The sequence below is a fragment of the Vogesella indigofera genome (genome assembly GCF_028548395.1).
GTDB classification, from domain to species: Bacteria; Pseudomonadota; Gammaproteobacteria; order Burkholderiales; family Chromobacteriaceae; genus Vogesella; species Vogesella indigofera_A.
Genome location: NZ_JAQQLA010000003.1, coordinates 290532 through 317519, shown reverse-complemented (window position 1 = coordinate 317519; position 26988 = coordinate 290532). Strand labels below are relative to the sequence as shown.

Here is a 26988-nt window from a genome sequence, read left to right as displayed (position 1 = left end):
TGACCGTTATGTACAAAGGAACCCACCATGCAATTGCGCACCCTGCTGCCCTTGTCCCTGCTCGCCCTGTCCGCCACCGCGCTGGCCAAACCGCTCACCGTCTGCACCGACGCCAGCCCGGAAGGCTTCGACGTGGTGCGCTACAACTCGCTGACCACCACCAACGCCAGCGCCGACGTGCTGTTCAACCGGCTGGTGGAATACGACGCCCGCCAGGGCAAGCTGGTGCCGTCGCTGGCCACGCGCTGGACGGTGGCGCCGGACGGCCTGTCCATCACCTTCACCCTGCGTGACAAGGTCGCCTTCCACCGCACCGCCTGGTTCAACCCCACCCGCGCGCTGGATGCCGACGACGTGGTGTTCAGCTTCCAGCGCATGCTGGACAGCAACCACCCGTGGCACAAGACCGCGCCCACCGGCTACCCGCACGCCAAATCGTTCCAGCTCGACAAGCTGATCAAGGCCGTGGTGCGCGTCGATGCCCGCACCGTGCGCTTCGAGCTGAACCAGCCGGACGCCACCCTACTGCCGACCCTGTCGATGGGCTTTGCCTCGATCTACTCCGCCGAATACGCGGCGCAACTGGCGCGCGCCGGCACCCCGGAGCTGCTGAACAGCCAGCCGGTCGGCACCGGCCCGTTCCAGCTGCAGAGCTTCGCCAAGGACAGCGCGGTGCGCTACGCGGCCAACCCCACCTACTTCGGCGGCAAGCCGGCGGCGGAACGGCTGACCTACGCCATCACGACCGACAGCAATGTGCGCGTGCAAAAGCTGAAGGCCGGCGAATGCCAGATCGCCATCGGCCCGAAACCGCAGGATGTGCAGGAAGCCAGCGCCGACAACCGCCTGAGCGTGCTGACCACCCCGGCGTTCATGACCGGCTTCGTGGCGCTCAACAGCCAGCACAAGCCGTTTGACGACAAGCGCGTGCGCCAGGCGGTGAACCTCGCCTTCGACAAGGCCAGCTACCTGAAGGCGGTATTCGGCGGCAGCGCCATCGCCGCCAGCAACCCGTTCCCGCCGTCCACTTTCGGCTACAACAAGGCGATCAAGGACTACCCGCAGGACATCGTCCGGGCCAAAAAACTGCTGGCCGAGGCCGGCCTCGCCAACGGCTTCGACACCAGCATCTGGATCCGCCCCACCGGCAGCACGCTGAACCCGAACCCGAAAGCCGGCGCCGAACTGCTGCAGGCCGACCTCGCCAAGATCGGCATCCGCGCCGAGATCAAGGTCATCGAATGGGGCGAGCTGATCAAGCGCGGCAAGGCCGGCGAGCACGACCTGCTGTTCATGGGCTGGGCCGGCGACAACGGCGACGCGGACAACTTCCTCACCCCGCAATTCAGCTGCGCCGCGGTGCAATCCGGCACCAACTTCGCCCGCTACTGCGACCCGAAGCTGGACAAGCTGATCACCGACGCCCGCCGCGACGCCAGCCCGAAACTGCGCGCCGCCAACTACGCCCGCGCGCAGCAGATCATCAAGGAGCAGGCGCTGTGGCTGCCGCTGGCACACCCGACCGCCGCGGTGATCACCAGCAACAAGGTCAGCGGTTACCAGGTCAGTCCGTTCGGGCGCGTGGATTTCAGCAAGGTGGTGCTGAAGTAAGCGTTTTATCCGGCGCCTGAAGCAAATGCGGCCAACCTTGGTGACGAGGTTGGCCGCAGGGTTTTATGGGGTTTTGGGAAGGAGTGAATGTGGGCCGGTTATGCCTTGGCATTACAGTGGCAGCAATCGGCCAGGAGCCGACACTTGGAAACATCACCGCAAAGCGGCCGTTAAACCAACAGTTTGGCTCTGGCTATTTAACACGGGATTCTTTGAGATGCGATGGAAAACAGGAAGGCTGTTCAAAATTAAATTGAGCAATGGGGGAGCTGCCTTTGCTTTGGCTTTAGAGTTTCCCGAGTTCGCATTTTTCAATTGCTTTAATCCAGATGCCACCATCCAAGAGATATTGAAATCAGGTGTATTGTGGCGGCTATGGGTCATGAAACATGTGTCAAAAGAGCCGGGCTGGCAGCCTATAGCGGTAGTGACAGACATTCCTAAAAATCTCCTGCAGGCAACTCCTCGCTTCAAAAAGGATAAAATTTCGGGTCAGTACACAATTTACATAGATGGTGTCGAAAGTCCAGCTACAAAAGAGCAATGCATTGGACTTGAGTCGGCTGCTGTATGGTCGGCATTACATCTGCAGGATAGATTGCAAGATCATGTGGCGGGTATACCTAATAGGTGGGTAGTATCATTGCTGCCATAGCTAGTAACCAACTTTCGCTCAGGGGCAGCTTTCGGCCATAACCTGCCGTTCGTTGAGCTGGCCGCATAGCTGACATTGGCAGTCTTGTTAATCCATTAGGTTGCATCAAGCATTAATCATCATGACTTCCAGTGAGCTTCCCTCCCATTTGTTAGCACGAGCGGTTCCATCCGGAAATGAGGTTGGGTGGAAGTGCAGCGATTTTCCGGCAGTTCTACGGGGCGCTGCGGCTGAAGGCTTTGCGTGCCTGGGTGGGCAGTTTCAGTGGGTGCTACCTGATGGAAGGTGCGAACCCTACTGGCTGAATGCCGATGCGAGACCCAGGCAACTTGGAGAATCTTGGGCTGTTTACGTCCAGCGCACCGCAGCAGAAGTCGCGGAAGGCTTTGAGCTCCTGCTGTGCACTACCGACTTTGATGCCGAAGCAGAGAAATGGCAGTACCTAAAGGAGAAAAAGGCACGGAGTGTTCCAGTGAACGACTATTTGGTCTTCATCGCATATTTTACTACAGCCCCTACTGATGCCTAGAGGACGCCGCCTCCTAACTCATCATTCCACCGGACCTGTCGAGCCAAGTCGTGCCAATCCGGTGAATTCCGGCGCTCCTGAATGCCCTCTGACCAAAAGCGTGATTGGCCGCCTTGGGGCGTAGGCCCTACGCGAGTGGCTCAACCGAAGCACGTTGTCTGGTCTGTCCCGCTCCCCGTGGACAGCGGGTTAAGCACTAAGCACTGAACGACGGCGTTCGAATTCAACCGGGGTCAAATACCCCAGGGTCGAATGACGTCGTTGGTGATTGTAAAAGCGGATGTAATCAAACACATCTGTACGTGCCTCCTCGTAGCTTCGGTAGTGGGTCAAATAAACCCGCTCTGACTTCAGCGAACGGAAGAAGCTTTCCATCGCCGCATTATCCCAGCAGTTCCCGGCGCGGGAGTGACTCGGTACCATCCCATGCCGTTTCAGTAGTGCCTGGTAGTCAAAGGCACAGTACTGACTCCCCCGGTCCGAATGCAGAATCACCTCCCCAGCAGGCTTGCGACGCGCCACCGCCATCGTCAGGGCGGCATGCACCAGTTCTTGCTGCATTCGGTGATGCATGGCCCAGCCGACGATTGCCCGGGAGTACAAGTCGAGTACCACCGCCAGGTACAGCCACCCTTCACCGGTCCGGATATAGGTCATATCCGACACCCAACGCTGATTGACGTCACCAGCAGCGAATTGTCGCTGTAACAGATTGGGCGCTACGGGGAGAAGATGTTGGCCGCCACTCACGGGTCGCCAACGTTTACGGGTTCTGACTCGGATACCGTTTCGCCGCATCAAGCCCGCGATGCGATGCCGCCCGCAGGCGAAACCCTGCGCTAGTAGTTCGGCATGAATGCGCCGATGGCCATAGATGCCATTGACCTCAGCATGAACCAAGCGAATCTCACGCAGTAGTTGTCGGTTTGCCATCTCTCGCGCCGAAGGGGTGCGGTGTAGCCATGCGTAGTAGCCACTGCAGGACACGCGAAACAGTTGGCACATCGGTGCCACCGGGTAGCGGCCCGACAGTGCCTGAATCGCGCGTAATCTCACTTCGTGGGTTGCGAGAAGATGACGAGCGCCTTTTTTAGGACATCGCGCTCCATGGTGACGCGAGCCAGTTCGTCACGCAGTCGTTTCAGCTCGGCGGTTTCGCCGCTCTGTTTGCCTCGGCCCGGGAAAGCATCAGGTCCGGCATCTTGGAACTGACGTTTCCACTTACCCAGCAGTGACTCGGTAATGTCGAAGGCTTGGGCAACATGCCGTAAAGGTGTCCCGGCGTGCACCTGCTCAACCGCTTCGCGCTTGAGGGACTCCGGAAAAGTACGTCTGGTCTTGGTCATGAACACTGCTCCTTGGTGGTGATTATCCACCTTAAGTTAGTGTCCACAGGGGGCGGGACAGACCAGTCATGCTATCATGCTATTGTGCTAGCATGATAGCTGACGGCCAAGAACAGTCACTCGCCAGCTTCGCCATAATGCAGTCACTGGAACGTACAGTCATGTACAAGTAAACAGCCAGTGACAGCCACTTTGACATGCATGTCATAAGAATAGGTTGTCAGATTGATTAAAATTTTAGAGTCTGACCTTGAGCTTGAACTTTCAGGCTCTATAGCAGAGCTACAGCAAATTTTTGAAGCAATCCACGCCTTGGTCGGTGGTAATGAAACTACGCTTACTCATTTGGCAAATTCTGAGTGTGACCCTAGTCCATACACAAGAGCGTTACGCGAACTACACATTATTCGGGGTAGCGGCCCGACGAAGGTGTCGGTAGAGAACCATACTCTGGTTATATCTGCTGCTGACGAAAATCTTCAAAATTTTGCTTCGTGGTTCGACTTTGACTCAGATGCAGCATCAGGTTCTCACAATCATTTCGATTACTTCCCTGGGGATTCTTGCATCGATATTGACTCACGTTCACTGGTGATTGTCGTGTCGTCAAGGCCATCCGATGAACATTGACGTGCTTTCCAACATTCTTCTTGAGGACACGTTTGTTCTTGCTTGGCATCGTGGTCATGAGTCGCTAACCTTTTATGTTTTGGCTAGCCTTCAACGAACTCACTCAGCTGCATCTACACCTACTCATGGGGACTGGGCTTGCTATAGACCAGGTATTATCCAGTTTTCAGGTGTGTCTTCTGTTCAAGGTTTGCTACGGCAAGATGCAGTAAAACCTGCAATAGACGCAGAAGGTAGCGTTGATTATGGCTGCATCGATAGTATTTCAGTCGTGCAGCCTAGTGGATGTCGCATTGTCGGTGACTTTGGAGACGTCCTAGTAGTCGCACGCAAGGTGCTATTTTATCTTGCTGCTGCCGACTAGCAATTTATCCAAACGGTCACGCTTACGAGTTTCTGCCTCACTGTACTCTTCAGTGACTGCTCTGCAGCACTGCTACCCGTTAGCTCTAAGCTCCTGACCGGCGGCATTCCAACGTAGGCTACTTCCGCTCAGGGTCGAGTTCGGCCATATGCCGCGGAGGAAAGTAGTCATTCAGGCTGGTTGTTTCGCCACGGGCTGCTAGCAGGCAGATTGCTGACGTTTCTCAGGGCGCATCCCAGTAACCGCTAAGGCCGACCAACTGCCTTCCCACCTGGAGTAGTGGCTGGTCGTCGGCCAAAGCAGTCACCCGGACTTTTGGCGAGAAATAGCTGCTTCCGCTGCTAAAGCAATCATTAACGCAACCAGCAGTCCAGGAGCGATTTACCATAATCCTGTCGGTAAAATTCTGAGTGTATCTAGCCTAGTTCAATATCCGTAATCGGTAGCTTGTTCATCACTTTCATTTCCCTCAATGAAATATTCGTACGGATACTCAATACACCCGGCAATTTCCTCAGCACTTTCTCGACAAAACGGCTGTAATCATCGAGATCCCTGGCAACTACCTGCAACAGAAAGTCGGCCTCGCCGGTTGTGTTGTGACAAGCGAGCACATTGGGGCTGGCCTGGATGATCCTCTCGAACGCGGCAGTGACCTCCTCGCTGTGCTGCGTACAGACGATCTGTACAAAGGCCATCACACCGATCCCGAGCTTGCGTCGGTTCAGTATCGCTTTATAGCCTTCGATCACCCCCATCTCTTCCAGCCGCTTTTGGCGCCGCCAGCAGGAGGCTTCGCTTAGGGCGAGCTGTTCGGCAAGCCGGGCATTGGACAGCCGGCCATCCTGTTGCAGCCGGTCGGCAATGGCAATGTCCACTTTGTCGAGCGCGGTCATGGCGAAACAACCTTTCAATCCGTTTTCACTGGTGAAATGCTATTTCATATTCCCTGTTATTCCAATAGCAAATAGAAAGGTAAATTCACGGTAATGCTTCACAATGAAGGGATACTTCAACACAGGAGCCGCTCATGAAAGCTGTTGTCTATGAATCCTTTGCTGCCCCGCCGCAACTAACGACTGTCCCTGACCCGACGCCGGAATCCGGCGGGGTGGTCATCAAGGTCATGGCGACCGGTGTTTGCCGCAGCGACTGGCATGGCTGGGTCGGTCATGACCCGGACATTCGCCTGCCCCATGTACCGGGGCATGAGTTCTCGGGCGTCGTGGAGGCGGTGGACAAGCAGGTGACAAAATGGCGGGTGGGCGACCGGGTCACCGTTCCGTTTGTGGCCGGATGCGGTCATTGCCCCGAATGCCACTCCGGCAACCATCAGGTCTGCGACCATCAGTTTCAGCCCGGCTTCACCCACTGGGGATCATTTGCCGAGTTCGTGTCGATTCATCAGGCGGACATCAATCTGGTGTCCTTGCCGGAAACGCTGGACTTCGCCACCGCGGCCAGCCTGGGGTGCCGCTTTGTCACCTCATTCCGCGCGGTGGTGGATCAGGGCAAGACCTCGGCCGGCCAGTGGGTAGCGGTGCATGGCTGCGGTGGCGTCGGCCTGTCCGCCATCATGATTGCCCATGCCATTGGCGCGAATGTCATCGCCATTGATATTTCGGAAGACAAGCTCGATCTCGCCCGCGCCCTCGGTGCGGTTGCCACGGTCAACGCCGCAAAAGTGACCAACGTGGTCGAAGCCGTGCTGGAAATCACCCGGGGCGGTGCGCATGTGTCCCTGGATGCACTCGGGCACCCTGTCACCTGTTTCAATTCGGTCAGCAACTTGCGCAAACGCGGCAAGCATGTCCAGGTCGGCCTCATGCTGGGAGAGCACAGCACCCCGGCCATTCCGATGAGCAAGGTCATCGCGCACGAACTTGAAATCCTGGGCAGCCATGGCATGCAGGCACACCGCTATGACGCCATGTTTGCAATGATGAAATCGGGCAAGTTGGCACCGGAAAAGCTCATCGGTCGGACGATCAATCTTGAGCAGTCGATTGATGTGCTGATGAATATGGACAAATTCGAAGTTGCAGGCGTGACAGTCGTCACGGAGTTCTGAGATGCGTGCGATACATCAACGCGAAGGGTGCTCGTAACTGCGTTTTGAATCGCCCTTGTTTGCCCGCGACAGCAATGGCTGCTTTCCAGTATGAAAGCAGCCATTGCTCATGATGGGCTTCCGAGACAGCTCAGGCGACACTACTACCGGTCTGGTGGGTATTCCGGCAGATCCTCGGCCAAAGCTGCCTGTCGATAACATCGATGTCATTGGCAGCTAGCTGCAGCAAAGCCGACATTAGAATATCGTCGCGTGCCTTCCGGCACGACAAATAATGCGCTCACAGGCTATCCAGCGGACTGCTCACGCCCCAGCCTCCCTTGTTCAGTACATGGGTATAAATCATCGTGGTGCTGACATCCGCGTGGCCCAGTAGCTCCTGCACCGTGCGAATATCGTAGCCGGATTCAAGCAGATGGGTGGCAAAGCTGTGGCGTAGCGTATGCGGTGTGGCCAGCTTGGCAATCCCGGCAGCAGTTACCGCCCGCTTCATCGCTCGCTGCAGTAGCTTTTCATCCTGATGGTGCCGCCGTTGTGCGCCAGAGCGCGGGTCGCGCACATAACCAGTGGTGACAAACACATATTGCCAGCCCCATTCCTGCCCGGCATGCGGGTATTTTCGTGCCAGCGCATCGGGTAAAAACACATCAGCCATTCCGGCCTGCAAGTCTGCCTCGTGGATGGCGCGCCGCCGCTGCAGATGGGCCTGTAGTGGTGCCACCAGGCTCTGAGGCAACATTGTCACTCTGTCTTTCGCCCCCTTGCCATCGCGGATCAGAATTTCGCCACGCCCGAAGTCGATGTCTTTGACCCGCAGGCGCATGCACTCCATCAGCCGCATGCCGGTGCCGTATAGCAAACGCAGCTGCAGCGCGTACAGCCCATCGACCTGCGCCAACAGTGCCGTGGCCTCCTGTCGCGTCAGAACGACTGGCAGATGCCTGGACGGTCTGGCCCGAACAACCTCATCTAGCCAGGGCAAGTTCAGCATCAGCACATCACGATAGAGGAACAGAAGCGCAGACAATGCTTAATTTTGCGTGGATGCAGACACCTGACCTTCAACAGCCAGATGGGTGAGAAAGCTACTGACCTCCGCAGCCCCCATCTCGCGAGGGTGCCGATGATGGTGAAAGCGCAAAAAGCGCCGTACCCAATTGACGTATTGCTGCTCGGTGCGCAGGCTGTAATGCCTGACTCGCAGCGTCTCGCGCAACACATCGAGCAAGAGTGGCGCGGCAGTCCCATCCGGCTGTGTACTTTCAGGCATTGGCAACCCCAATGGCTTGTAAAACAATGATAAATGCGCATATCATACATAGTTATACACACAGACAAACCAAATATACACCTGCAAAGGTGTATATTTCACGTTATGCACCACTTCATGTCACACGCTGATCTCACAGGACGAGAGTTTGATTGGTTCGCCAAAGATGAATTTGGCGCAATTGCGTTGTTCTCTACGGCAGGCTTTGGTGATATTCCAAAAATAGTGATTGAGAACCACATGGCGTACGATGCAATTTCAGATTCACTAGAGTCCTCAAATTTTGGCACCTTCACCGTCTGGGATGACTTTGCAGCTCAAGGGCTTTATGTATTTGATTGGAATGAAAGTAGTCGCTGCTATAGGCGCTTAGCCATTCCATCGTGCGCAATTACTGAAAATTTGGCACTTAAAATCTCGGCAATTCCTAATCTGATTACGCACGAGGGGTCGTATGCAAATAAAGAAACTGTCTCCATCGACGCAGGTGCATAACCTTTCGGTCAACGTGACGGCCCAAAGCTGCGCTTTGGGTTCCCTCCATGTCTGCGGCATTCCGGCTGCACGTTACCTCCAACGTTAGTATCCGCTTTTTCATGAAGGCATCGACTGCTTTGGGTCGATATCGGAAGCACAGTAGGTTGGGCTGAGCCTGCGAGGCCCAACGGTTACCGCGATTGAATGAAAAGGTTGGCCGCAAGCCGTAACAGGTTTGCGGCCAACCTTGTTTTGTCTGGGGCATCCGCTACGCGGATATTTTTTATCTGCCGCTTTCCGCGCGGCGGCGGGAAAGGGGGATACCGCATCCCCCTTTTCAATCCCCGCTCTCCCGAAGGCGCAAGAATTCCCGTGCAAACCGCCGCCATCCCGGCGCCGCCCATCCGCTGCGCTCAAAAGAGGGCGGCTTGTTTCCGGGCTGGCGACAGTGTGCACGGCTTGCGCCAACAGGAATGGGCGCGTTGGTGCGGTTTTGGTTTTTGCAGCAAGTAGCCCGGATAAGCCTAAGCGCATCCGGGGATTTGCCCACCGCACAAGAATCAATCCCGTGGCGCATTGAGGTCATCGCCTTCGCTCACGTTTTTCCTTGCGGCCAACGTTGGTGAATCCCCGGATGCGGCTTCGCCTTATCCGGGCGACAAATGCTCCCCCGCCGGTTTCAAGCGCATAAAACAACCCCCCAAAAAAAGCGGCCAACCTTGCCTAGGGTTGGCCGCTTGTTTGGCTGAGTTTTCCGGGGATTGCGCCCTACTCCCCCATCACCACGCCTTCGCGGCGCGGGTCGGCGCCGCCGAAGTAGCCATCCGCCGTGCGGCCGATGGCCTGCAGGCCGCTGGTCATGTCGGTTTCGCGCACTTCATGCCCGTGCGCCTGCAGCCACTGCACGGTGTCGGCCGGGAAGCGTTTTTCTTCCAGCAGCGTCGGTGCGCCGGTGGCGCCGAAGTTGGGCAGGTTGATCGCCTGCTGCGCGTTCAGCCCCCAGTTGAGCATGCCGTACAGCGTCTTGGCGGTGTAGTGGATGATCAGCGCGCCGCCGGGGCTGCCGCCGCTGATCAGCAACTGGCCGCTGGCCTTGTCGAACACCAGCGTCGGGCTCATCGAGCTGCGCGGGCGCTTGCCCGGCTGCACGCGGTTGGCGGTGGGCAGGCCGGCGGCGTCGTTGGGGGCGAAGTTGAAGTCGGTCAGCTCGTTATTGAGCAGGAAGCCGCCACTACCCTTGCCAGACGGGTTCACCATCTGCCGCGCGCCGAACTGCGCCTCGATGGTGGTGGTCATGCTCAGCGCGTGGCCGTCGGCATCGACGATGCTGATGTGGCTGGTGCCGTACTCCGGCTGCGGCGCGGCGATGCCCAGCGCCAGCGCTATGGCGCCGGGCTGGCCCGGTTGCGCCGTCTTCATGCTGTTGTCGCCGATCAGCCTGGCCCGCGCCGCTAGGTAGCCGGGCGCCAGCATGGTCTGCCAGCTGCCGCCGGGCGCTGGCACGAAGTCCGGATCGCCGACGTACTTGGCACGATCGGCAAACGCCAGCCGCGACGCTTCGCTGTACAGGTGCAGCCACTGCGGCGATGGCAGCGGCTTGCCGTCTGCGCCGGCGGACAGCGGCAGGCCGGCGGCGGCGGTGTTGTTCAATATGCCGAGGATCTGGCTGATAGCGATGGCGCCGCTGCTCGGTGGCGGGAAGCCGCACAGGCGGTAGTCGCGGCTGGCGGCGCGGTAGTCGCTGCACAGCGCGTCACGCTTCTTCGGCCGGTAGGCGGCGAGATCGGCCAGCGTCAGCTTGCCGGGGTTGGCCGCGTGTCCCTGCACTTTGGCGACGATGGCCTGCGCCACCGTGCCCTGCAGCAGCGCCTTGCTGCCGCGCTCGGCGATCTGGCGCAGCACATCGGCATAGGGCTGGTTGCGCAGCCGGTGGCCGACCGGATACGGCTCGCCGCTGGCCTGATAGAAGTAGGCGGCGGCCACCGGGTCCTGCTTCAGGAAGGCGTCGGACTTCAGCAGCGTATGCAGCCGCGGGCTGATGGCGAAGCCCTGCTCGGCGAGGCGGATCGCCGGCTGGAACAGGTCCGTCCACGGCAACTTGCCCTGCTCGCGGTGCGCCAGCTCCAGCATCGCCACCACGCCGGGCACGCCGACCGAGCGGCCGCCGACCACCGCATCGTTGAATGCCAGCGGCTTGCCGTCGGCGCCGAGGAACAGCGTCTCGTCGGCGGCGGCCGGTGCGGTCTCGCGACCGTCATAGGCGCTGACCTGCTTGCCGTCGTAGTACAGCAGGAAGGCGCCGCCGCCGATGCCGCTGCTTTGCGGCTCCACCAGCCCCAGCACCATCTGCACCGCGATGGCAGCATCCAGCGCGCTGCCGCCGGCGGCCAGCACCTGGCGGCCGGCGTCGGTGGCCAGCGGGTTGGCGGCGGCCACCGCGTACTGTCTGGTGGCCCAGCCCGGCTTGTCCTGATAGCCGGAGGCGGCTTCCGGCTGCGGTGGCAGCGGGCTGTAGGTGAACGATGGCGGCGTGGCGGCACAGGCGGCCAGCAGCAGCGACAGGGCAACGGTGGACAGACGGGCGCTCATGGTGGGGTCCTTGTCAGGCGGCGGGAACTATAGCCATAGCACATGCCATGCCAAATGGAAAACCGGCGTGCACGGCGTGGCGGCCAATCGGCACGGCGTGGCCGCGGCGGCGCTGTTAGAATGCGCGCTTTTGCCGCCGGCCCCGCCCATGCTCACCATCCTCTATCGTGACCAGCACCTGATCGCCATCGACAAGCCGTCCGGCCTGCTGGTGCACCGCAGCGAGATCGACCGTCGCGAAACCCGCTTCGCAGTGCAATTGCTGCGCGACCAGATCGGGCAGCAGGTGTTTCCGGTGCACCGGCTGGATCGCGGCACCAGCGGCGTGCTGCTGTTCGCGCTGGACAGCGACAGCGCGCGGCTGCTGAACCAGGATTTCGCCGCCAAACAGCCGGCCAAGACCTACCTCGCGGTGGTGCGCGGCCACCCGGCCGACAGCGGCGACATCGACCACGCCATCACCCGCCAGCCGGACGAGCGCGAGTACGTGCACGGCAACGCGCAGCTGAATGCGCAGCCAGCGTTCACCCGCTACCGCACGCTGGCGCACTGCACCCTGCCCTACGCCGTGGACCGCTATCCACAAAGCCGCTACGCGCTGCTGCAGCTGATGCCGGAAACCGGCCGCCGCCACCAGCTGCGCCGTCACCTAAAGCACATCGCGCACCCGATCATCGGCGATGCCACCCATGGCAAGGGCGTGCACAACCGCTTCTTCCAGCAGCAATTCAACGTTGGCCGCATGCTGCTGCACGCGGTGGAGCTGAGCATCCGCCATCCGCACAGCGGCGAGGCGCTGACCATCACCGCGCCCGTTAGCGGTGACTTTGCGCGGCTAGTGCACGAGCTGGGCTGGGCCGAGGCACTGTCGGCGGCGTGGCTGGGCGACGCCAGCGCTGGCAGTGACTGACGCCACGGGACAGTCTTGCGGCCAACCCTGGCCGCAAGGCCGCGGGATCGGCGGCGATTTGCGCTACAATGTGCGGCTATTTTGTCCGAACGACCGCCATGCTTAGCTATCGCCACGCCTTTCACGCCGGCAACCACGCCGACGTGCTGAAACACCTGATCCAGGTGCAGATCATCGACTACCTCGGCCAGAAGGATAAGCCGTTCTGGTACATCGACACCCACGCCGGTGCCGGTGCCTACAGCCTGACCGAGGGCTACGCCACCAAGACCGCCGAATACGTCGATGGCGTAGCGCGGCTGTGGCAGCGCGACGATCTGCCGCCGGCGGTGGCGCGCTATCTGGAGGTGGTGCGCAGCATCAACCCGGACGGTGAGTTGCGCCACTATCCCGGCTCGCCGTGGTTCGCCGCCGAGACCATGAACCGCAGCGAGAAGCTGCGCCTGTTCGAGCTGCACCCCAGCGATTTCCAGCTGCTGGGCGAGTGCTTCGCCGACGCCGGTCGCCGCATCAAGGTGGAGAAAAACAACGGCTTCGAGGCGCTGAAATCCATCCTGCCGCCGCCGCCGCGCCGCGCGCTGGTGCTGATCGATCCGCCGTACGAGGACAAGGGCGACTACCAGCGAGTGGTGAACGCGATGCAGGAATCGCTGAAGCGCTTCGCCACCGGCGCCTACGCCATCTGGTACCCGCTGCTGCAGCGGCCGGAGATCAAGGACATGGTGGCGCAGCTGAAGGCGCTGCCGTGCCAGAGCTGGCTGGACGTGACGCTGACGGTGCGCACGCCGTCGAAGGAAGGCTTCGGCATGCACGGCAGCGGCATGTTCATCGTCAACCCGCCGTGGACACTGCAAGCGACGCTGAACGACACACTGCCGTGGCTGACCGCGGCGCTGGCGGTGGACAAGGGGGCGTGGCACAGCGTGGAATACCGCGAGAACAGCCAGGGTTAATCCTCCGGCTGGCATAAAAATGGCCCTGCACACGCAGGGCCATTTGCTTGCGGCCAACCTTTGACGGCCAGACGGCGCGACCTCAGTCCGGCGCCAGCAACAGCCGGCGTTCGCTGCTGAACTGACGCGCTTCGCCGCTCACTGGGTCGGTGAAGGCGATGCTGCGCGCCAGCAATTGCAGCGGCTGGCTGAAATCGTCCACCGCCTTGTCCGGCAGCAGCGCCGGATACCACGGGTCGTTGACGATGGGGATGCTCAGCGCGGTCAGGTGCGCGCGCAGCTGGTGCTTTCGCCCGGTCAGCGGCGACAGCCGGTAGTGCGCCAGTGCGCCGGCACGGGCGATCAGCTCAACGCGCGTCTCGCTGTTGGCCTCGCCCGCCACCTCGTGCATCCGGAAGCAGTTGTCGCGCTCCAGCAGGCGGCTGCGGTGTACCAGCGGCAGCGCGAGATCGTCGCGCCACGGCGCGATCGCCTCGTAGGTCTTGCGCACCTCGCGCGTCTGGAACAGGCCCTGGTAGGCGGCGCGGTGCGCCGGATCGATGCAGAACAGCATCACGCCGGCGGTTTCACGGTCGAGACGGTGGATCGGCGTCAGCTGCGGCAAGTCCAGCTCGCGGCGCAGGCGGCCGAGCAGCGTCTCGCGCAGGTGGCGGCCGCCGGGAATGCAGGCGAGAAAGTGCGGCTTGTCGGCGACCAGCAAGCGTTCGTCGCGGTACAGTACCTTGGCCGCAAACGGCACCGCCACCTCGTCCGGCACCTCGCGGTAATACCAGATGCGGCGGTTGGCCGGATACGGGCTGTCGAGGCGGTGCGGGCGGCCCTGGTGATCGAACACCTCGCCGTTCTGCAGCCGCGCGCGCCACACCGCGGCGGGGATGTGCGCGAAGTGTGCGACCAAGAAACTGAGCAGGTCCGGCCAGGCGCCGGCCGGCAGCTGCAGGAAGCTCGGCGCCACGCCGGCGCGCTCGGAAATGGGGGAAACACGTTGATTCATCGCGCGATTGTAAGGCGATGCGCGCCAGTTGGCAGCAGGCGCGTTAAAATGCCGGCTTCACCGCATCGCGAAAGCGCAGAAACATGGCTGTAAAGAAGAAACCGGCCGCCGCCAAGCCGAACAAGGAAGAAAACGCGCAGCTGGCCAAACGCCTGGCGCGTGCCGATGTCACCGTCAACGCGGTGTGGTCGCTACTGGACAGCTTGCTGGCCGACGACGGCCTCGCCGCGCAGCCGCTGGCCGAGAAATACGCGCAGATGAGCGGCGTCTATTTCCGCAAGATCCGCAACGGCCGCGTACTGAGCCTCACCGACTACGCCATCGCCGTCGACCTGTGCACCGCCGCCCGCCGTGCGCTACGCAGCTTGGACGATAGCCTGCAGTTCGCCGACCACCCGCGCGGCGAAGCGCTGCGCAACGTCGCCGAGCAGGCGCACCAGGTGCTGATGGAACACTACCACTTGTCCACCAAGCCGGGCCGGCCGCTGCCGCCCTGATCGCTGTCCTGCGGCCAACGTTGGCCGCACGCCGCCCCTACCGCTTACCGCCAAGGCCAGACCATGAAATTCAAACCGATGACCGAACAAGACTACCAGCGCCTGGGCGAAACCCTGAGCCGGCTGGCACCACAGGGCGCGATGTCGCTGGAAAAGCTGGACGGCTTTTTCGCGGCGCTGCACGCCGGGCCGGAGGCGATCAAGCCGGTCGACTGCCTGCCGACCATCCTCGGCGCCGCCTTCGATGACGAGGCCGCCTTCGCCTCTCCCAAGGTGCTGGAGAAGTTCGTGACACAGGTGATGGGCCACTGGCTGGAAATCGCGCGCACACTGGCCAACGGCGAAGACTTCTACCCGTGGCTGGACGCCGACGAACACGGCGTGGTGCACGGCAACGACTGGGCCGAGGGCTTCAGCGAAGGCATGCAGATCCTGTACGACGACTGGACGCTGCTGTTTGACGATGCCGAGGCCGCCGGCGCGCTGGCGCCGATCATGGCGCTGGCGTTCGAGCACCATCCCGACCCGGAAATGCGCCCCTTCCTCGACGGCGCCAGCGCCGAGCAGAAAGCGGAATGGCTGGGCGAGATCTCGGCCTCGGTGGCGCAGATCTACCGCTTTTTCGCCGCCCTGCGCCAGGAAATGGAAGACGCGGAAAGCGACGCCAACGACGACTGAGCACGCCCGCCGCTACCATCCAGGCCGCCCGGCACCCGCCGCCGCGGCCGTTTTCATGCTGTCCCGCCCCTGCCCCATACGCCGGCCACCGCTGCAGCGCATCATCGCTCCGCGCCGGCCGGCGGCACCCTGCCACATGCCGCCGCGATGGTGGCCGCCGCAGCGCCGTGCGGCCAACCCTGGCTCGACACCGCCATTTTTGCCCCGCAGCCGCCCCGTTACCGGCACGTTCGCCACCGCACCACGCCAGCACCCCACAAAAACAACAGCCCGCCAGCACCCGCCGCGCACTATTTTCACGCCACGCCGACAGTGGGAAAATAGCAAAAACTCTAACGCAAGCTACTGATAAATATCGTTTTTTGCAGTGCAACATCGCTCGGGTTGATTTTTGCTATCAGAATTTGCGATTGGTCAGCCGCCGTCCGCTTTCGTACATTCTGAAGCCATGACAAGCCCACACTGTTTTCAGGGCCATAACAAGTACGACTGACCCGACGCGTCGAACAAACAGCCTCACCCGCTCGACCTCACTCTGCAAAGCAAAAGGAAACCAACGATGTCAGCAATCGAATCCGTGCTCAAAGAAACCCGCAGCTTCCCTCCTTCCGACGCTTTCCGTACCAAGGCCACCCTGTCCGGCATGGAAGCCTACAACGCCCAAGCCGCACTTGCCGAAGCGGACTACGCCGGCTTCTGGGGCAATCTGGCACGCGAGCTGCTGACCTGGAGCAAGCCGTTCACCACCGTGCTGGATGACAGCAATGCGCCGTTCTTCAAGTGGTTTGCCGATGGCGAGCTGAACGTTTCCTACAACTGCATCGACCGTCACCTGGCCACCAAGGGCAACAAGACCGCGATCATCTTCGAAGCCGATGACGGCAACGTCGAAAACATCACTTACCAGCAGCTGCACGAGCGCGTGTCGCGCTTCGCCAACGGCCTGAAATCGCTGGGCGTCACCAAGGGTGACCGCGTGGTGGTGTACATGCCGATGGTGGCGGACGCGGTGGTGGCGATGCAGGCCTGCGCCCGTATCGGCGCCATCCACTCGGTGGTGTTCGGCGGCTTCTCCGCCGGCGCCGTGCGCGACCGCATCCAGGATGCCGGTGCCAAGATCGTGATCACCGCCAACGAAAGCGTGCGCGGCGGCAAGCAGATCCCACTGAAAGCCACCGTCGACGAGGCGCTGACGCTGGGCGGCTGCGAATCGGTGGAAAAAGTGGTGGTCCTGCAGCGCACCAACGGCCAGGTAGCCTGGGGCGAGCGCGACATCTGGTGGCACGAGCTGACCGCCAGCCAGTCCACCGACTGCCCGCCGGTGACCATGAACGCGGAAGACCCGCTGTTCATCCTGTACACCTCCGGCTCCACCGGCAAACCGAAGGGCATCCAGCACAGCAGCGCCGGCTACCTGCTGGGCGCACTGAACAGCTACCGTTGGACCTTCGACGCCAAGGACGACGACGTGTTCTGGTGCACCGCCGACGTGGGCTGGATCACCGGTCACAGCTATGTCGCCTACGGCCCGCTGGCCTTCGGCGCCACCCAGATCATCTTTGAAGGCGTGCCGACCTACCCAGATGCCGCCCGCTTCTGGCGCATGATCGAAGCGCACAAGGTCAGCATTTTCTACACCGCGCCGACCGCGATCCGCTCGCTGATCAAGCTGGGTGCTGACCTGCCGAAACAGTTCGACCTGTCCAGCCTGCGCCTGCTTGGTACCGTGGGCGAACCGATCAACCCGGAAGCGTGGATGTGGTACCACGAAGTGGTTGGCGGCGGCCGTTGCCCTATCGTCGACACCTGGTGGCAGACCGAAACCGGCAGCCATATGATCGCTCCGATGCCGGGCGCGGTGGCCACCAAGCCGGGTTCGTGCACCCTGCCGCTGCCAGGCATCATCGCCGACATCGTCGATGAAGCCGGCGGCCCGGTCGATGCCGGCAAGGGCGGTTTCCTGGTAATCAAGAAGCCGTTCCCATCGCTGGTACGCACCATCTGGAACGACGCCGACCGCTTCAAGAAGACCTACTTCCCTGAAGAATTCAACGGCCAGTACTACCTCGCCGGCGACTCCGCCAACCGCGACCAGGACGGTTACTTCTGGATCATGGGCCGCGTCGATGACGTGCTGAACGTGTCCGGTCACCGTCTGGGCACCATGGAAATCGAATCGGCGCTGGTGGCCAACCCGCTGGTGGCGGAAGCCGCGGTGGTCGGCAAACCGCACGAGGTGAAGGGCGAAGCAGTGGTGGCCTTCGTGGTCCTGAAGGGCGAGCGCCCGGTCGGCGAAGAGGCGAAGAAAGTCGCCGCCGAGCTGAAGGCCTGGGTAGCCCACGAGATCGGCAAGATCGCACAGCCGGACGACATCCGCTTCGGGGAGAACCTGCCGAAGACCCGCTCCGGCAAGATCATGCGCCGTCTGCTGCGCTCGATCGCCAAGGGCGAGGAAATCACCCAGGACGTGTCGACGCTGGAAAACCCGCAGATCCTGCAACAGCTGCAAGAACCGCAGTAAGCCTCGCACCCTGCGCAACTGAAGTCGCCCCGGCCCTGCCGGGGCGTTTTTACGCCAGACGGGAACCGTCCCATGAGCCGTACCGCCAACGCGACACTGGTCAGCGCCACCGTTGAATTCCTGCGCAAGCACTCGCCGTTCGACCGCATGGAAGACGCGGCACTGGCCTTCCTCGGCCAGCACGCCAAGCTCGCCTACTACCCGAAAGACAGCCTGATCCTGACCCCCGACATGGGGCCGCCGCCGCATTTCTACGTGGTGCAGCGCGGCAAGGTGCTGTCGCGCGAGGACGGCGAGAGCGCCTCCGGCAACGTGATCATCAGCAGCGGCGAGTGTTTCCCGATCGGCGCCGCCAGCGGCCAGCGCGCCACCATCTGCACCTACAGCGCCGTGGATGACGTGTTCTGCTACCAGCTGGACAACCAGGACTTCCAGCAGCTGCTGCTGATCAGCCCGGTGTTCAACCGCTTCTGCGCCAGCCATATTTCCACCCTGCTCAGCCAGTCGCGCAAGCAGATGCAGGCGCAGTTCTCGCAACGGGCGCTGGAACAGCAGTCGATGGCGACCAAGCTGCACGAACTGTGCAAGCGGCCACCAGTCACCGCCCGCGCCGACGACCCGCTGGAAGCGGTGCTGACGCTGATGGGCGAAACCGGCGTCGGCTCCATCGTCATCGTCAGCGAGAGCGGTGTCGCACAGGGCATCTTCACCCAGTCCGACGTGCTGAAACGGGTGGTGCTGCCGAAGCTGGCGCTGGACTGCCCGATCTCGCAGGTGATGTCGCGCAAGCCGCACACCCTGCCGCAGGATGCCACCGCCTACGACGCGGCGCTGGCGATGGCGATGCACGGCATCCGCCACGTGCTGGCGGTCGACGACGACAATCTGGTACTGGGCGTGATTTCGGAGCGCGACCTGTTTGCCATGCAGCGTGTCGGCCTGCGCCAGCTGCGCTACGCGGTGGAAACCGCCGCCGACATCGCCACCCTGCAACAGGTTGGCCGCGACCTGCGCCAGTTCACCATGAACATGCTGGGCCAGGGCGTCGGTGCCGAGCAGCTGACGCAGTTCATCTCCGCGCTCAACGACGGCATCACCCGCCGCGTGATCGAGCTAAACCTGCAGCAGCACGACCTGTACGGCGTCGACTGGGCGTGGCTGTCGTTCGGCTCCGAAGGACGCGAGGAGCAGACCTTCAGCACCGATCAGGATAACGGCATCATCTACCTGTGCCCGGAGGCGATGGACAAGGACCAGCTCAGCATGCGGCTGCTGGATTTTGCCCGCGACGTGAACGCCGACCTCGACCGCTGTGGCTTCCCGTTGTGCAAGGGCAACATCATGGCCGGCAATCCGGAGTGGTGCCTGACGCTGGAAGAGTGGCAGGAAAAGTTCGCGCGCTGGATCCGCGCCCCGGACCCGGTGGCGCTGCTCAACGCGTCGATCTTCTTCGATTTCCGCCCGCTGTACGGCAAGCGCTACCTCGCCAACCAGCTGCACAAGCGCCTGCTCGCGCTGAGCCAGGACAACAGCGTGTTCCAGCGCATGCTGGCCGGCAACGCGCTGGCGGTGGCACCGCCGCTGGGCCTGCTGCGCGACTTCAGCACCGAGGAGTACCACGGCCAGGGCGGCTACATCGACCTGAAAAAATCGGCGGCGCGGCTGTTCGTCGACGCCGCGCGCGTGCTGGCGCTGGCCAAGGGCATCGCCGCCAGCAGCACCATCAAGCGGCTGGAGCGCGCGGCGAAACAGACCGGCTCGGCGCCGGAGGAAACCGCCGCCATCATCGACGCCTTCAACTTCATCCAGATGCTGCGCCTGCGTCACCAGCATCTGGAAGACGAGCACGGCCGCCCCGGCGACAACCTGATCCAGCCGGACAAGCTGAACCCGCTCGACCGCCGCATCCTGAAGGAGTCGTTCCGCCAGGCGCGCAAACTGCAGCAGAAACTGAAGGTGATGTACCAACTATGAACTGGCTGAGTGGCTGGCTGGACCGTTTCCGCCCTGACAGCAAGCCGCGGCTCAGCGACGAGCAGCAACAGCGGCTGCGGCACTGGCAGGCGCTGCCGGCACACGACTGGCAGCAGGACAGCCGCAGCACGCGCTATCTGGTGGTCGATGTCGAGGCCAGCGGCCTGCAGATACGCCGCGACCACCTGATCTCCATCGGCGCGGTGGCACTCGATCGCGGCGTGATCAATCCCGCCGACGCCTTCGAGACGGTGCTGCGCCAGGACACGGTGTCCTCCACCGAGAACATCCTGATCCACGGCATCAGCGGCTCGGAACAGCGAGAAGGACTGGAGCCGGCGGAGGCGCTGCTGCGCTTTCTGGAATACAGCGGCCGCACGCCGCTGGTGGCCTACCACGCCTATTTCGACCAGGCGATGATCGCGCAGGCGATGCGCCGCTTTCTGGGGATCCGCTACCAGCCGAAGTGGCTGGATCTGGCGTGGTTGATGCCGGCGCTGTTTCCGGACCGCTACTGCAACACGGTGGCGCTGGACGAGTGGCTGGATACTTTTGGCATCGAGAACTTCCAGCGCCACAACGCGATCTCGGACTGTCTGGCGACGGCGCAATTGCTGCAGGTGGCGCTGCAACGGGCGGCAGAACGCGGTATCGACACGCCGCAGGCGCTGGCCGCCAGCGAGAGCCTGCGCCGCCGCAACAGCTGGTAGGGCCAGAGCCTGTTATTTAATCGTGGTGCGGGCCCTACTCGCCGCTATTGGTCTGCCAGCGGCTTTCCAGCTGTCGCAACTGGCCGCTCTTGCGCAGCTGCGCCATGCCTTCGTCAAAGCGGCTGACCAGGCGCTCGACATCGGGGTGCGCCCTGGAGAACGACACGTACACTGGCCCCGGCGCCAGCTGGCCCACCGGCTTCACCCAGCCGCGCAGCTCAGGGTTCTGCCGCAGCATGTGGTTGACGGTGCCCTCCCACGCCACCACGTAGGGGATACGCCCCGCTTTCAGCTTGCGGAAGGCGTTGACCTCGCGGGTGGAGTACTCCTTGCGGATCGCGGCATTGGCATCGAACTCCTTGCCGTAGCCGTAGCTGAGCACCACGCCGACTTCCTGCCCTTCCAGCGACTTCATGTCGAGATCGTGCTCCGGACGGTTGCTGCGGCTGTAGATGCGGATCTGCCCTTCCAGCAGCGGCAGCTGCGCGTAGCGGTAGTAGGGTTCGTAGAAGTCGTTGCGCGAGGTGGTGAAGCAGCCGGCATAGCGGGCCGTGCGCGCCACTTCCATGCAGCGGCTGTAGGACAGCGGCTGGAAGCGCACCACCACGCCTTTTTGCTGGTAGATGGCACGCATGATGTCGATGGTCAGGCCGGCAGCCTGGCCATCGCGGACGCCGGAATAGGGATACCAGTCGTCCTCGGCGGCGAACAGCAGCTCGATTGGTGTCGAACTCTTGGCCACGACCAGGGCGGGCGCCCCGGCCAGCAACATCCATACCGCCATTCGCAGTCGATTCATGACAATAGCCTGGATTGTTTAAGTTTTTATTCCATTCGTATTATACAACACAACCTCGTCGCCGGTCCGCCTATCGGCGCCCCCACCTCAGCCTTCCACCAGCTCGCTTTCCTGCTGTAGACGCCACATTTCGGCGTAACGGCCGCCGGCAGCCAGCAGCTGACGATGGTGGCCGCGCTCGATGATGCGGCCGCCCTCCATCACGATGATGGTGTCGGCATCGGCGATGGTGGACAGCCGGTGCGCGATGATCAGCGTGGTGCGGTTGGCCGCGATGTCGAACAGCTCGGTCTGGATCGCCTTCTCCGTGCGTGAATCCAGCGCGCTGGTGGCCTCGTCGAAGATCAGCACCGGCGGATTTTTCAGGATGGTGCGCGCAATCGCCACCCGCTGCTTCTCGCCGCCGGACAGCTTCAGGCCGCGCTCGCCGACGGTGGTATCGTAGCCGTCCGGCAGGCTCATCACGAAGTCGTGGATGTGCGCCGATTTCGCCGCCTCGATCACCTCCTCGCGGCTGGCGCCGGGGCGGCCGTAGGCGATGTTGTAGTAGATGCTGTCGTTGAACAGCACCGTGTCCTGCGGCACGATGCCGATGTGTGCGCGCAGGCTGTCCTGCGTCAGCTCGCGGATGTCGGTGCCGTTGAAGCGGATCGCGCCGCTGCCGACATCGTAAAAGCGGAACAGCAGCCGCGACAGCGTCGACTTGCCGGCGCCGCTGGCACCGACCACCGCCACGGTGTGGCCGGCGGGAATGTCGAAGCTGACGTCGTGCAGGATCTGGCGCTTGGCGTCGTAGCCGAAGCCGATACTGTCGAAGCGGATCGCCACCTGCTTTGCGGCCAACGTTTGCGCGGCGGGATGGTCATCGACCTCGGCGCCGACGTTCAGCAGCGTGAACATGCGCTCCATGTCGGCCAGCGAGTGCTTGATCTCGCGGTAGACGAAGCCGAGGAAGTGCAGCGGCGCCCACAGCTGGGTAATGAAGGTGGCCACCAGCACCACGTCGCCGACGGTCATCTCGCGGCTGACCACGCCGCGCGCCGCCAGCCACATGATCAGCGTCACGCCGGTGGCGATGATCACGCCCTGGCCGGCGTTGAGCATCGACAGCGACACCTGGTTCTTGATCGCGGAGCGCTCCCACGACGCCAGATTGCCGTCGTAGCGCTCGGTCTCGTAGCGCTCGTTGCCGAAGTACTTCACCGTCTCGTAGTTGATCAGCGCGTCCACCGCCTTGCTGTTGGCCTTGGAGTCGAGGTCGTTCATGGTGCGGCGGAACACGGTGCGCCACTCGGTGATGGTCAGCGTAAAGGCGATGTAGATGGCGATGGTGGACAGCGTCACCACCGCGAACCACACGTTGTAGCGGTACAGCAGGATGCCCAGTACCAGTGCGATCTCCACCAGCGTCGGCAGGATGTTGAACACGGTGAAATTGAGCAGAAAACCGATACCCTTGGTGCCGCGCTCGATGTCGCGGCTCATGCCGCCGGTCTGGCGCTCCAGGTGGAAGCGCAGCGACAGCCGGAACAGGTGCGCGAATACCGAACGCGCCACCGAGCGCACCGCGCCCTGGATCACCCGCGCAAAGATCGCGTCGCGCAATTCGCCCAGCACGCTGGACACCAGCCGCGCGAAACCGTAGCCGACCAGGGCCAGCACCGGTACCGCCAGCAGCGTGGCCGGGATCGACAGCTGGTCGACGATGTCCTTCAGGAACAGCGGCGTGATCACGCCGGCGATCTTGGCCGACACCAGGCAGGACAGCGCGAACAGCACCCGCCACTTGAAGCTCCACAGATAGGGCAGCAGGGTTTTCAGCGTTTTCAGGTCATCCCGGTCGGTCGGGGGCGGGGTATTGCTATGGGCGGCTGGTCGCATTCGGCTGGTCTTGGTAGATACAGGGTAGGTACGGGAGTGGCGGTGTCTCAGTGCAGGGTGCGCGGCGCGATCAGGTGGAACTCCGGAATCGGCGCCTCGAAGCGTGTACCGTCGTCGGCCTGCATCTGATAGCTGCCCTGCATGCTGCCGTAGGGAGTGCGCAGCGTGGAGCCGCTGGTATAGCTGTAGCTCTCGCCCGGCTCCAGGTGCGGATGCTCGCCGACCACGCCCATGCCGCGCACTTCCTGCACGTCGTTGTTGGCGTCGGTGATGATCCAGTGCCGCGACAGCAGCTTGGCCGGCTGGCGCCCGGTGTTGCGCAGCGTGATGCGGTAGGCAAACACGTACTGGCCGGCTTCGGCGTTGGAGTATTGCTGCTGGTAGAAGGCTTCGGCCTCGACCGTGATCTGGTAGTCGTCGTTCATGGGTGGCGGTTCCGGCATGGTGCAGGGCAACACGCCCGGCAGCAAAGCCCGATTGTAGCGCCGATCCGGCGCACGCGTCGCCGTCCGGCGGAGCAATGTCGTACAATGACGGGCATTTCCAGCCCCGCCCCGTATAAAGCCATGAGCCAATTCCGAATTGCCCCGTCCCTGCTGTCCGCCGATTTTGCCCGTCTGGGCGAGGAAGTCCGCAACGTGATCGCCGCCGGCGCCGACATCATCCACTTCGACGTGATGGACAACCACTATGTGCCGAACCTGACCATCGGCCCGCTGGTGTGCGAGGCGATCCGTCCGCACACCACCGCCCCGATCGACGTGCACCTGATGGTGACCCCGGTCGACGCGCTGGCCGCCAGCTTCGCCAAGGCCGGCGCCGACATCATCACCTTCCATCCGGAAGCGTCGCACCACATCGACCGCACCCTCGGCCTGATCAAGGACGCCGGCTGCAAGGCCGGCCTGGTGCTGAACCCGGCCACCTCGCTGTCGCACCTCGACCACGTGATGGACAAGCTGGACATGATCCTGCTGATGTCGGTCAACCCCGGCTTCGGCGGCCAGCGCTTCATTCCGCAGACGCTGGACAAGGTGCGCGCGGTACGCCAGCGCATCGACGAGTACACCGCCAAGCACGGCGGCGAGATCTGGCTGGAGGTGGACGGTGGCGTCAAGGTCGACAACATCGCCGAGATCGCCGCCGCCGGTGCCGACACCTTTGTCGCCGGCAGCGCCATCTACGGCCAGCCGGACTACAAGGCGGTGATCGACGCGATGCGCGCCGAACTGGCCAAGGTTGGCCGCAAGTGAACGGCTACGTCGTCACCGGCGCCTCGCGCGGGCTGGGCGCGGCGCTGGTCGCGCAGCTGTTGCGTGACGGTGGCCGCGTGGTCGCCGTCGCGCGCGACTGCAGCGCGCTGCCGGAACACCCGCAGCTGATCACGCTGGACGCCGACCTGGCCGACAGCAGCCTGCTGCCGCTAGTCATGGAACGGGCGCTGGCGGCACTGGGCGACTGCGACAGCCTGACGCTGATCAACAACGCCGGCACGGTGCAACCGATCGCGCAGGTCGGCGCCTATCCGCCCGGCGCGACGGAACAGGCGATCGCGCTGAACCTGACCGCGCCGCTACTGCTGTGCGACGCCTTTGTCGCGCACAGCGCCGGCCACGGCGGCGTCCGCCGCGTGCTGAACATCTCCTCCGGCGCCGCGGCCAACCCCTACCCCGGCTGGAGTGTGTACTGCGCCACCAAGGCCGGCATAGACCACTTCACCCGTACCCTGGCCGCCGAGCAGCAAAGCGCCGCCCGCCCGCTGCTGGCGGTGTCGCTGTATCCCGGCGTGATCGACACCGGCATGCAGGGCGAGATCCGCGCCGCCGATCCGGCGCAGTTCCCCGGTAAGCCACGTTTCGACGCGCTGAAAGCCGACGGCCAGCTGACTTCGCCCGCCGCAGCCGCCGCCGCGATTGTCACCTACCTGCACAGCGCGGCGTTCGGCAGCGTGCCGGTGCTGGACATCCGCCAGCTGTAGGCGCCGCTAACAAAACCCCTGATCCTGCGTTGCGCCTCCTTGCCGTACTACGTGTACTGTCTGCGTCGGCGCGCCTTGGCTCAGGTGCTCTGCGAGGTTTTCTTAGAACCTGTTCAAGGTCTCGCGAGCTAGAGCGAGACAAGGCAAAAACGACTGAGGAAGCGGAATTTACAAGCAGTAAATGAGCATTCCGAAGGCGTTTTTAACGCCGTATCGCCGAAGCGCAGCAGACATTGAACAGATTCTTAGCGGCGCTACGCCGTCATAGCACACAAGGTTGGCCGCAATGCAAAACAGCCCGTCACCATGGTGACGGGCTGTTTTGCTGTTGCCGTGTTACTGGGCGCGGACGACCGGTTTCGGTTTGCGCTTCGCGGCCGGCTTGACCGCTTTGGCGGCCTTCGCCGGTTTCTTGACGACCGGTGCCGCGGCAGCGGCTTCCTCGGCCGCTTCCGCCGCCAAGGCGGCCTCGTCCAGCGGCGCCTCGTCGTCACCCTCGACCGCTTCTTCCTCGTCATCGCTCGGGCGCTTGCCACCCAGCCACGACGGCGGCTGCAGCTCGGTAAAGCTGACCACATTGTTCGCCGTCGGCTGCATGCTGAACACCGGCTGCTCGTGGTTGCTCAGGCGTACGGTGGACGCCACTGTCACCGCCAGTTCCTTCTCCTTCGGCACCGAGAACTCGCGCAGCTCGCTGATGCCCAGCAGCTTGCCGCTGCGGCTGACCAGCAGATCGGTCTGCGAGCTGGTCTGCAACTCTTCCTGCGACGCGTCCAGCAGCGGGCCGACGGCGGTGGCGAACTCCTCCACTTCCTTCTGGTGCTCGCCGGCATGACGGCGTGCCAGCTGCAGCAATTCCTGCACCGCCTGCTTGCTCATTTTCGCCTCGGCCAGCGGGTCCAGCGTCAGGCGGATGCGATAGCTGGCACCGACCTTGCGTGCCGCCTCGTCCAGTGGCTGGAAAGTGTAGGCCTTGCTGTCGACGGCGGCGTAGATGTTCTTCGCCACCTGCGGCAATTCCGCCAACACCGCGTCCAGCGGCAGCTTCTTCACCTTGTCCTGCGGCGCCTGGAACATCACGTACTTGCCCTTGTGCTCGCCGCGCAGCACCGGGAACGCCAGATCCAGCACCGAGGCATCCACCCACAGCGTCAGGGTGTTCAGCTCGGCCAGCATCGGCAGGCGCAGCCAGGTTTCGGCATTCGGCCGGCTGAAGCGGAAGGTCGGTGTCATCTCAACACGGCTCTTGCTCATGTCCACCGCGCCGCGCAGCTCGAGGCTGAACGACTTCGCCACTTCGCTGACCACATCGCCTTCCACCAGGCTTTCCACCTTGCCCGGCAGGCGGATGGCCTTGATGCGCACTTCACCGTCGAAGTTGTAGCGCGCCTGCCGCGCGTTCTGTTCGATGGTGTGGATCGCCGCCGCATCGGCGGTCTTGTTGGCCAGCGGCGAGGCGCAGCCGCCCAGCAGCAGGCCGGATAGCGTCACGGCGACAGCCAGTGCACGAGGTTTCATGATGTCCTTTCGATAGAAACAGCCAGCCACGCC

General features: G+C 62.6%; 25 protein-coding genes. 14 read left to right on the top strand and 11 right to left on the bottom strand.

What is annotated here, in order from left to right; genetic code table 11:
• Positions 1-27: 27 nt before the first annotated feature.
• Together PQU89_RS03470 and PQU89_RS03465 are read left to right on the top strand one after the other, a co-directional pair.
• On the top strand, positions 28-1611 hold the full coding sequence (locus PQU89_RS03470) for an ABC transporter substrate-binding protein (RefSeq protein WP_272764633.1): 1584 nt from the start codon (positions 28-30) through the stop codon (positions 1609-1611).
• Positions 1612-1711: 100 nt separating this feature from the next.
• Complete coding sequence (locus PQU89_RS03465; RefSeq protein WP_272764632.1) at positions 1712-2266, top strand: hypothetical protein; 555 nt, start codon at positions 1712-1714, stop codon at positions 2264-2266.
• A 718-nt stretch (positions 2267-2984) separates the two neighbouring features.
• Here PQU89_RS03465 and PQU89_RS03460 read toward each other — a convergent pair.
• Together PQU89_RS03460 and PQU89_RS03455 are read right to left on the bottom strand one after the other, a co-directional pair.
• Positions 2985-3851 carry an IS3 family transposase gene (locus PQU89_RS03460; RefSeq protein WP_272764631.1) on the bottom strand — a complete coding sequence of 289 codons (867 nt, stop codon included), beginning with the start codon at positions 3849-3851 and terminating at the stop codon, positions 2985-2987.
• Complete coding sequence (locus tag PQU89_RS03455) at positions 3848-4141, bottom strand: transposase (protein WP_272764630.1); 294 nt, start codon at positions 4139-4141, stop codon at positions 3848-3850. Before PQU89_RS03455 ends, PQU89_RS03460 begins: the two co-directional genes overlap by 4 nt.
• Positions 4142-4760: 619 nt before the next feature.
• Here PQU89_RS03455 and PQU89_RS03450 point away from each other — a divergent pair.
• Complete coding sequence (locus PQU89_RS03450; protein ID WP_272764629.1) at positions 4761-5135, top strand: hypothetical protein; 375 nt, start codon at positions 4761-4763, stop codon at positions 5133-5135.
• 416 nt (positions 5136-5551) lie between these two features.
• Here PQU89_RS03450 and PQU89_RS03445 read toward each other — a convergent pair whose 3' ends face one another.
• On the bottom strand, positions 5552-6031 hold the full coding sequence (locus PQU89_RS03445; RefSeq protein ID WP_272764628.1) for an Lrp/AsnC family transcriptional regulator: 480 nt from the start codon (positions 6029-6031) through the stop codon (positions 5552-5554).
• A 134-nt stretch (positions 6032-6165) separates the two neighbouring features.
• On the opposite strand from PQU89_RS03445, the gene PQU89_RS03440 reads away from it, so the two are divergent.
• On the top strand, positions 6166-7206 hold the full coding sequence (locus PQU89_RS03440) for a zinc-dependent alcohol dehydrogenase family protein (RefSeq protein ID WP_272764627.1): 1041 nt from the start codon (positions 6166-6168) through the stop codon (positions 7204-7206).
• Positions 7207-7486: 280 nt separating this feature from the next.
• On the opposite strand, the gene PQU89_RS03435 is transcribed toward PQU89_RS03440, so the two are convergent.
• Together PQU89_RS03435 and PQU89_RS03430 are read right to left on the bottom strand one after the other, a co-directional pair.
• The gene (locus tag PQU89_RS03435) at positions 7487-8233 is read right to left on the bottom strand and encodes an integron integrase (protein ID WP_272764626.1); all 747 of its coding nucleotides are present in this window, start codon (positions 8231-8233) and stop codon (positions 7487-7489) included.
• 3 nt (positions 8234-8236) lie between these two features.
• On the bottom strand, positions 8237-8476 hold the full coding sequence (locus tag PQU89_RS03430; RefSeq protein ID WP_272764625.1) for a phage integrase N-terminal SAM-like domain-containing protein: 240 nt from the start codon (positions 8474-8476) through the stop codon (positions 8237-8239).
• A 117-nt stretch (positions 8477-8593) separates the two neighbouring features.
• Between PQU89_RS03430 and PQU89_RS03425 the strand changes: the two genes are divergently transcribed.
• Positions 8594-8971 carry a hypothetical protein gene (locus PQU89_RS03425; protein WP_272764624.1) on the top strand — a complete coding sequence of 126 codons (378 nt, stop codon included), beginning with the start codon at positions 8594-8596 and terminating at the stop codon, positions 8969-8971.
• A gap of 750 nt (positions 8972-9721) precedes the next feature.
• Here the strand turns inward: PQU89_RS03425 and PQU89_RS03420 are convergent.
• On the bottom strand, positions 9722-11542 hold the full coding sequence (locus PQU89_RS03420) for a gamma-glutamyltransferase family protein (protein WP_272764623.1): 1821 nt from the start codon (positions 11540-11542) through the stop codon (positions 9722-9724).
• 148 nt (positions 11543-11690) lie between these two features.
• Here PQU89_RS03420 and PQU89_RS03415 point away from each other — a divergent pair, with 148 nt between their 5' ends.
• Both PQU89_RS03415 and PQU89_RS03410 read left to right on the top strand, forming a co-directional pair.
• A complete protein-coding gene (locus PQU89_RS03415; RefSeq protein ID WP_272764622.1) occupies positions 11691-12452 on the top strand; it encodes a pseudouridine synthase in 762 nt (253 codons plus the stop codon).
• A gap of 98 nt (positions 12453-12550) precedes the next feature.
• The gene (locus PQU89_RS03410) at positions 12551-13405 is read left to right on the top strand and encodes a 23S rRNA (adenine(2030)-N(6))-methyltransferase RlmJ (protein ID WP_272764621.1); all 855 of its coding nucleotides are present in this window, start codon (positions 12551-12553) and stop codon (positions 13403-13405) included.
• An 82-nt stretch (positions 13406-13487) separates the two neighbouring features.
• On the opposite strand, the gene PQU89_RS03405 is transcribed toward PQU89_RS03410, so the two are convergent.
• Complete coding sequence (locus tag PQU89_RS03405) at positions 13488-14399, bottom strand: pseudouridine synthase (protein WP_272764620.1); 912 nt, start codon at positions 14397-14399, stop codon at positions 13488-13490.
• 83 nt (positions 14400-14482) lie between these two features.
• Between PQU89_RS03405 and PQU89_RS03400 the strand changes: the two genes are divergently transcribed.
• The 5 genes from PQU89_RS03400 to PQU89_RS03380 all read left to right on the top strand — a co-directional run bounded on the left by PQU89_RS03400 (position 14483) and on the right by PQU89_RS03380 (position 20779).
• A complete protein-coding gene (locus tag PQU89_RS03400) occupies positions 14483-14896 on the top strand; it encodes a hypothetical protein (protein WP_272764619.1) in 414 nt (137 codons plus the stop codon).
• Positions 14897-14959: 63 nt separating this feature from the next.
• Positions 14960-15574, top strand: coding sequence for a UPF0149 family protein (locus PQU89_RS03395; protein ID WP_272764618.1), 615 nt, complete (start codon positions 14960-14962; stop codon positions 15572-15574).
• Positions 15575-16133: 559 nt separating this feature from the next.
• Positions 16134-18095 (top strand): acetate--CoA ligase, encoded by a 1962-nt coding sequence (gene acs / locus PQU89_RS03390; protein WP_272764617.1) that lies wholly within the window; start codon positions 16134-16136, stop codon positions 18093-18095.
• Between the two features lie 72 nt (positions 18096-18167).
• Positions 18168-20069, top strand: a complete 1902-nt coding sequence (locus tag PQU89_RS03385; RefSeq protein ID WP_272764616.1) for a DUF294 nucleotidyltransferase-like domain-containing protein — start codon at positions 18168-18170, stop codon at positions 20067-20069.
• The gene (locus PQU89_RS03380; RefSeq protein ID WP_272764615.1) at positions 20066-20779 is read left to right on the top strand and encodes a 3'-5' exonuclease; all 714 of its coding nucleotides are present in this window, start codon (positions 20066-20068) and stop codon (positions 20777-20779) included. Before PQU89_RS03385 ends, PQU89_RS03380 begins: the two co-directional genes overlap by 4 nt.
• Positions 20780-20813: 34 nt before the next feature.
• Here the strand turns inward: PQU89_RS03380 and PQU89_RS03375 are convergent, their stop codons facing one another.
• The 3 genes from PQU89_RS03375 to apaG form a co-directional block, all read right to left on the bottom strand.
• Positions 20814-21578 carry a substrate-binding periplasmic protein gene (locus tag PQU89_RS03375; protein ID WP_272764614.1) on the bottom strand — a complete coding sequence of 255 codons (765 nt, stop codon included), beginning with the start codon at positions 21576-21578 and terminating at the stop codon, positions 20814-20816.
• Between the two features lie 87 nt (positions 21579-21665).
• Complete coding sequence (locus PQU89_RS03370; protein ID WP_272764613.1) at positions 21666-23459, bottom strand: ABCB family ABC transporter ATP-binding protein/permease; 1794 nt, start codon at positions 23457-23459, stop codon at positions 21666-21668.
• Positions 23460-23506: 47 nt separating this feature from the next.
• Positions 23507-23884 (bottom strand): Co2+/Mg2+ efflux facilitator ApaG/CorD, encoded by a 378-nt coding sequence (apaG, locus tag PQU89_RS03365; protein WP_272764612.1) that lies wholly within the window; start codon positions 23882-23884, stop codon positions 23507-23509.
• 141 nt (positions 23885-24025) lie between these two features.
• On the opposite strand from apaG, the gene rpe reads away from it, so the two are divergent.
• Complete coding sequence (gene rpe / locus PQU89_RS03360) at positions 24026-24712, top strand: ribulose-phosphate 3-epimerase (protein WP_272764611.1); 687 nt, start codon at positions 24026-24028, stop codon at positions 24710-24712.
• The gene (locus PQU89_RS03355; protein ID WP_272764610.1) at positions 24709-25437 is read left to right on the top strand and encodes an SDR family NAD(P)-dependent oxidoreductase; all 729 of its coding nucleotides are present in this window, start codon (positions 24709-24711) and stop codon (positions 25435-25437) included. Before rpe ends, PQU89_RS03355 begins: the two co-directional genes overlap by 4 nt.
• Positions 25438-25773: 336 nt before the next feature.
• Here the strand turns inward: PQU89_RS03355 and PQU89_RS03350 are convergent, their stop codons facing one another.
• Entirely contained in the window at positions 25774-26955 is a 1182-nt protein-coding gene (locus tag PQU89_RS03350) for a hypothetical protein (RefSeq protein ID WP_272764609.1), read from the bottom strand.
• Positions 26956-26988 lie beyond the last annotated feature (33 nt).

Excerpts from the sequence above, each read along its gene's own strand:
- PQU89_RS03375 (WP_272764614.1), bottom strand. The coding sequence starts at position 21,578 with ATGAATCGACTGCGAATGGCGGTATGGATGTTGCTGGCCGGGGCGCCC.
- PQU89_RS03350 (WP_272764609.1), bottom strand. The coding sequence starts at position 26,955 with ATGAAACCTCGTGCACTGGCTGTCGCCGTGACGCTATCCGGCCTGCTG.
- PQU89_RS03445 (WP_272764628.1), bottom strand. The coding sequence starts at position 6,031 with ATGACCGCGCTCGACAAAGTGGACATTGCCATTGCCGACCGGCTGCAA.
- PQU89_RS03400 (WP_272764619.1), top strand. The coding sequence starts at position 14,483 with ATGGCTGTAAAGAAGAAACCGGCCGCCGCCAAGCCGAACAAGGAAGAA.
- PQU89_RS03380 (WP_272764615.1), top strand. The coding sequence starts at position 20,066 with ATGAACTGGCTGAGTGGCTGGCTGGACCGTTTCCGCCCTGACAGCAAG.
- PQU89_RS03470 (WP_272764633.1), top strand. The coding sequence starts at position 28 with ATGCAATTGCGCACCCTGCTGCCCTTGTCCCTGCTCGCCCTGTCCGCC.
- PQU89_RS03430 (WP_272764625.1), bottom strand. The coding sequence starts at position 8,476 with ATGCCTGAAAGTACACAGCCGGATGGGACTGCCGCGCCACTCTTGCTC.
- PQU89_RS03465 (WP_272764632.1), top strand. The coding sequence starts at position 1,712 with ATGCCTTGGCATTACAGTGGCAGCAATCGGCCAGGAGCCGACACTTGG.
- PQU89_RS03405 (WP_272764620.1), bottom strand. The coding sequence starts at position 14,399 with ATGAATCAACGTGTTTCCCCCATTTCCGAGCGCGCCGGCGTGGCGCCG.
- PQU89_RS03395 (WP_272764618.1), top strand. The coding sequence starts at position 14,960 with ATGAAATTCAAACCGATGACCGAACAAGACTACCAGCGCCTGGGCGAA.
- PQU89_RS03370 (WP_272764613.1), bottom strand. The coding sequence starts at position 23,459 with ATGCGACCAGCCGCCCATAGCAATACCCCGCCCCCGACCGACCGGGAT.
- PQU89_RS03440 (WP_272764627.1), top strand. The coding sequence starts at position 6,166 with ATGAAAGCTGTTGTCTATGAATCCTTTGCTGCCCCGCCGCAACTAACG.
- PQU89_RS03420 (WP_272764623.1), bottom strand. The coding sequence starts at position 11,542 with ATGAGCGCCCGTCTGTCCACCGTTGCCCTGTCGCTGCTGCTGGCCGCC.
- apaG (WP_272764612.1), bottom strand. The coding sequence starts at position 23,884 with ATGAACGACGACTACCAGATCACGGTCGAGGCCGAAGCCTTCTACCAG.
- PQU89_RS03455 (WP_272764630.1), bottom strand. The coding sequence starts at position 4,141 with ATGACCAAGACCAGACGTACTTTTCCGGAGTCCCTCAAGCGCGAAGCG.
- rpe (WP_272764611.1), top strand. The coding sequence starts at position 24,026 with ATGAGCCAATTCCGAATTGCCCCGTCCCTGCTGTCCGCCGATTTTGCC.
- PQU89_RS03425 (WP_272764624.1), top strand. The coding sequence starts at position 8,594 with ATGTCACACGCTGATCTCACAGGACGAGAGTTTGATTGGTTCGCCAAA.
- PQU89_RS03410 (WP_272764621.1), top strand. The coding sequence starts at position 12,551 with ATGCTTAGCTATCGCCACGCCTTTCACGCCGGCAACCACGCCGACGTG.
- acs (WP_272764617.1), top strand. The coding sequence starts at position 16,134 with ATGTCAGCAATCGAATCCGTGCTCAAAGAAACCCGCAGCTTCCCTCCT.
- PQU89_RS03450 (WP_272764629.1), top strand. The coding sequence starts at position 4,761 with ATGAACATTGACGTGCTTTCCAACATTCTTCTTGAGGACACGTTTGTT.
- PQU89_RS03415 (WP_272764622.1), top strand. The coding sequence starts at position 11,691 with ATGCTCACCATCCTCTATCGTGACCAGCACCTGATCGCCATCGACAAG.
- PQU89_RS03385 (WP_272764616.1), top strand. The coding sequence starts at position 18,168 with ATGAGCCGTACCGCCAACGCGACACTGGTCAGCGCCACCGTTGAATTC.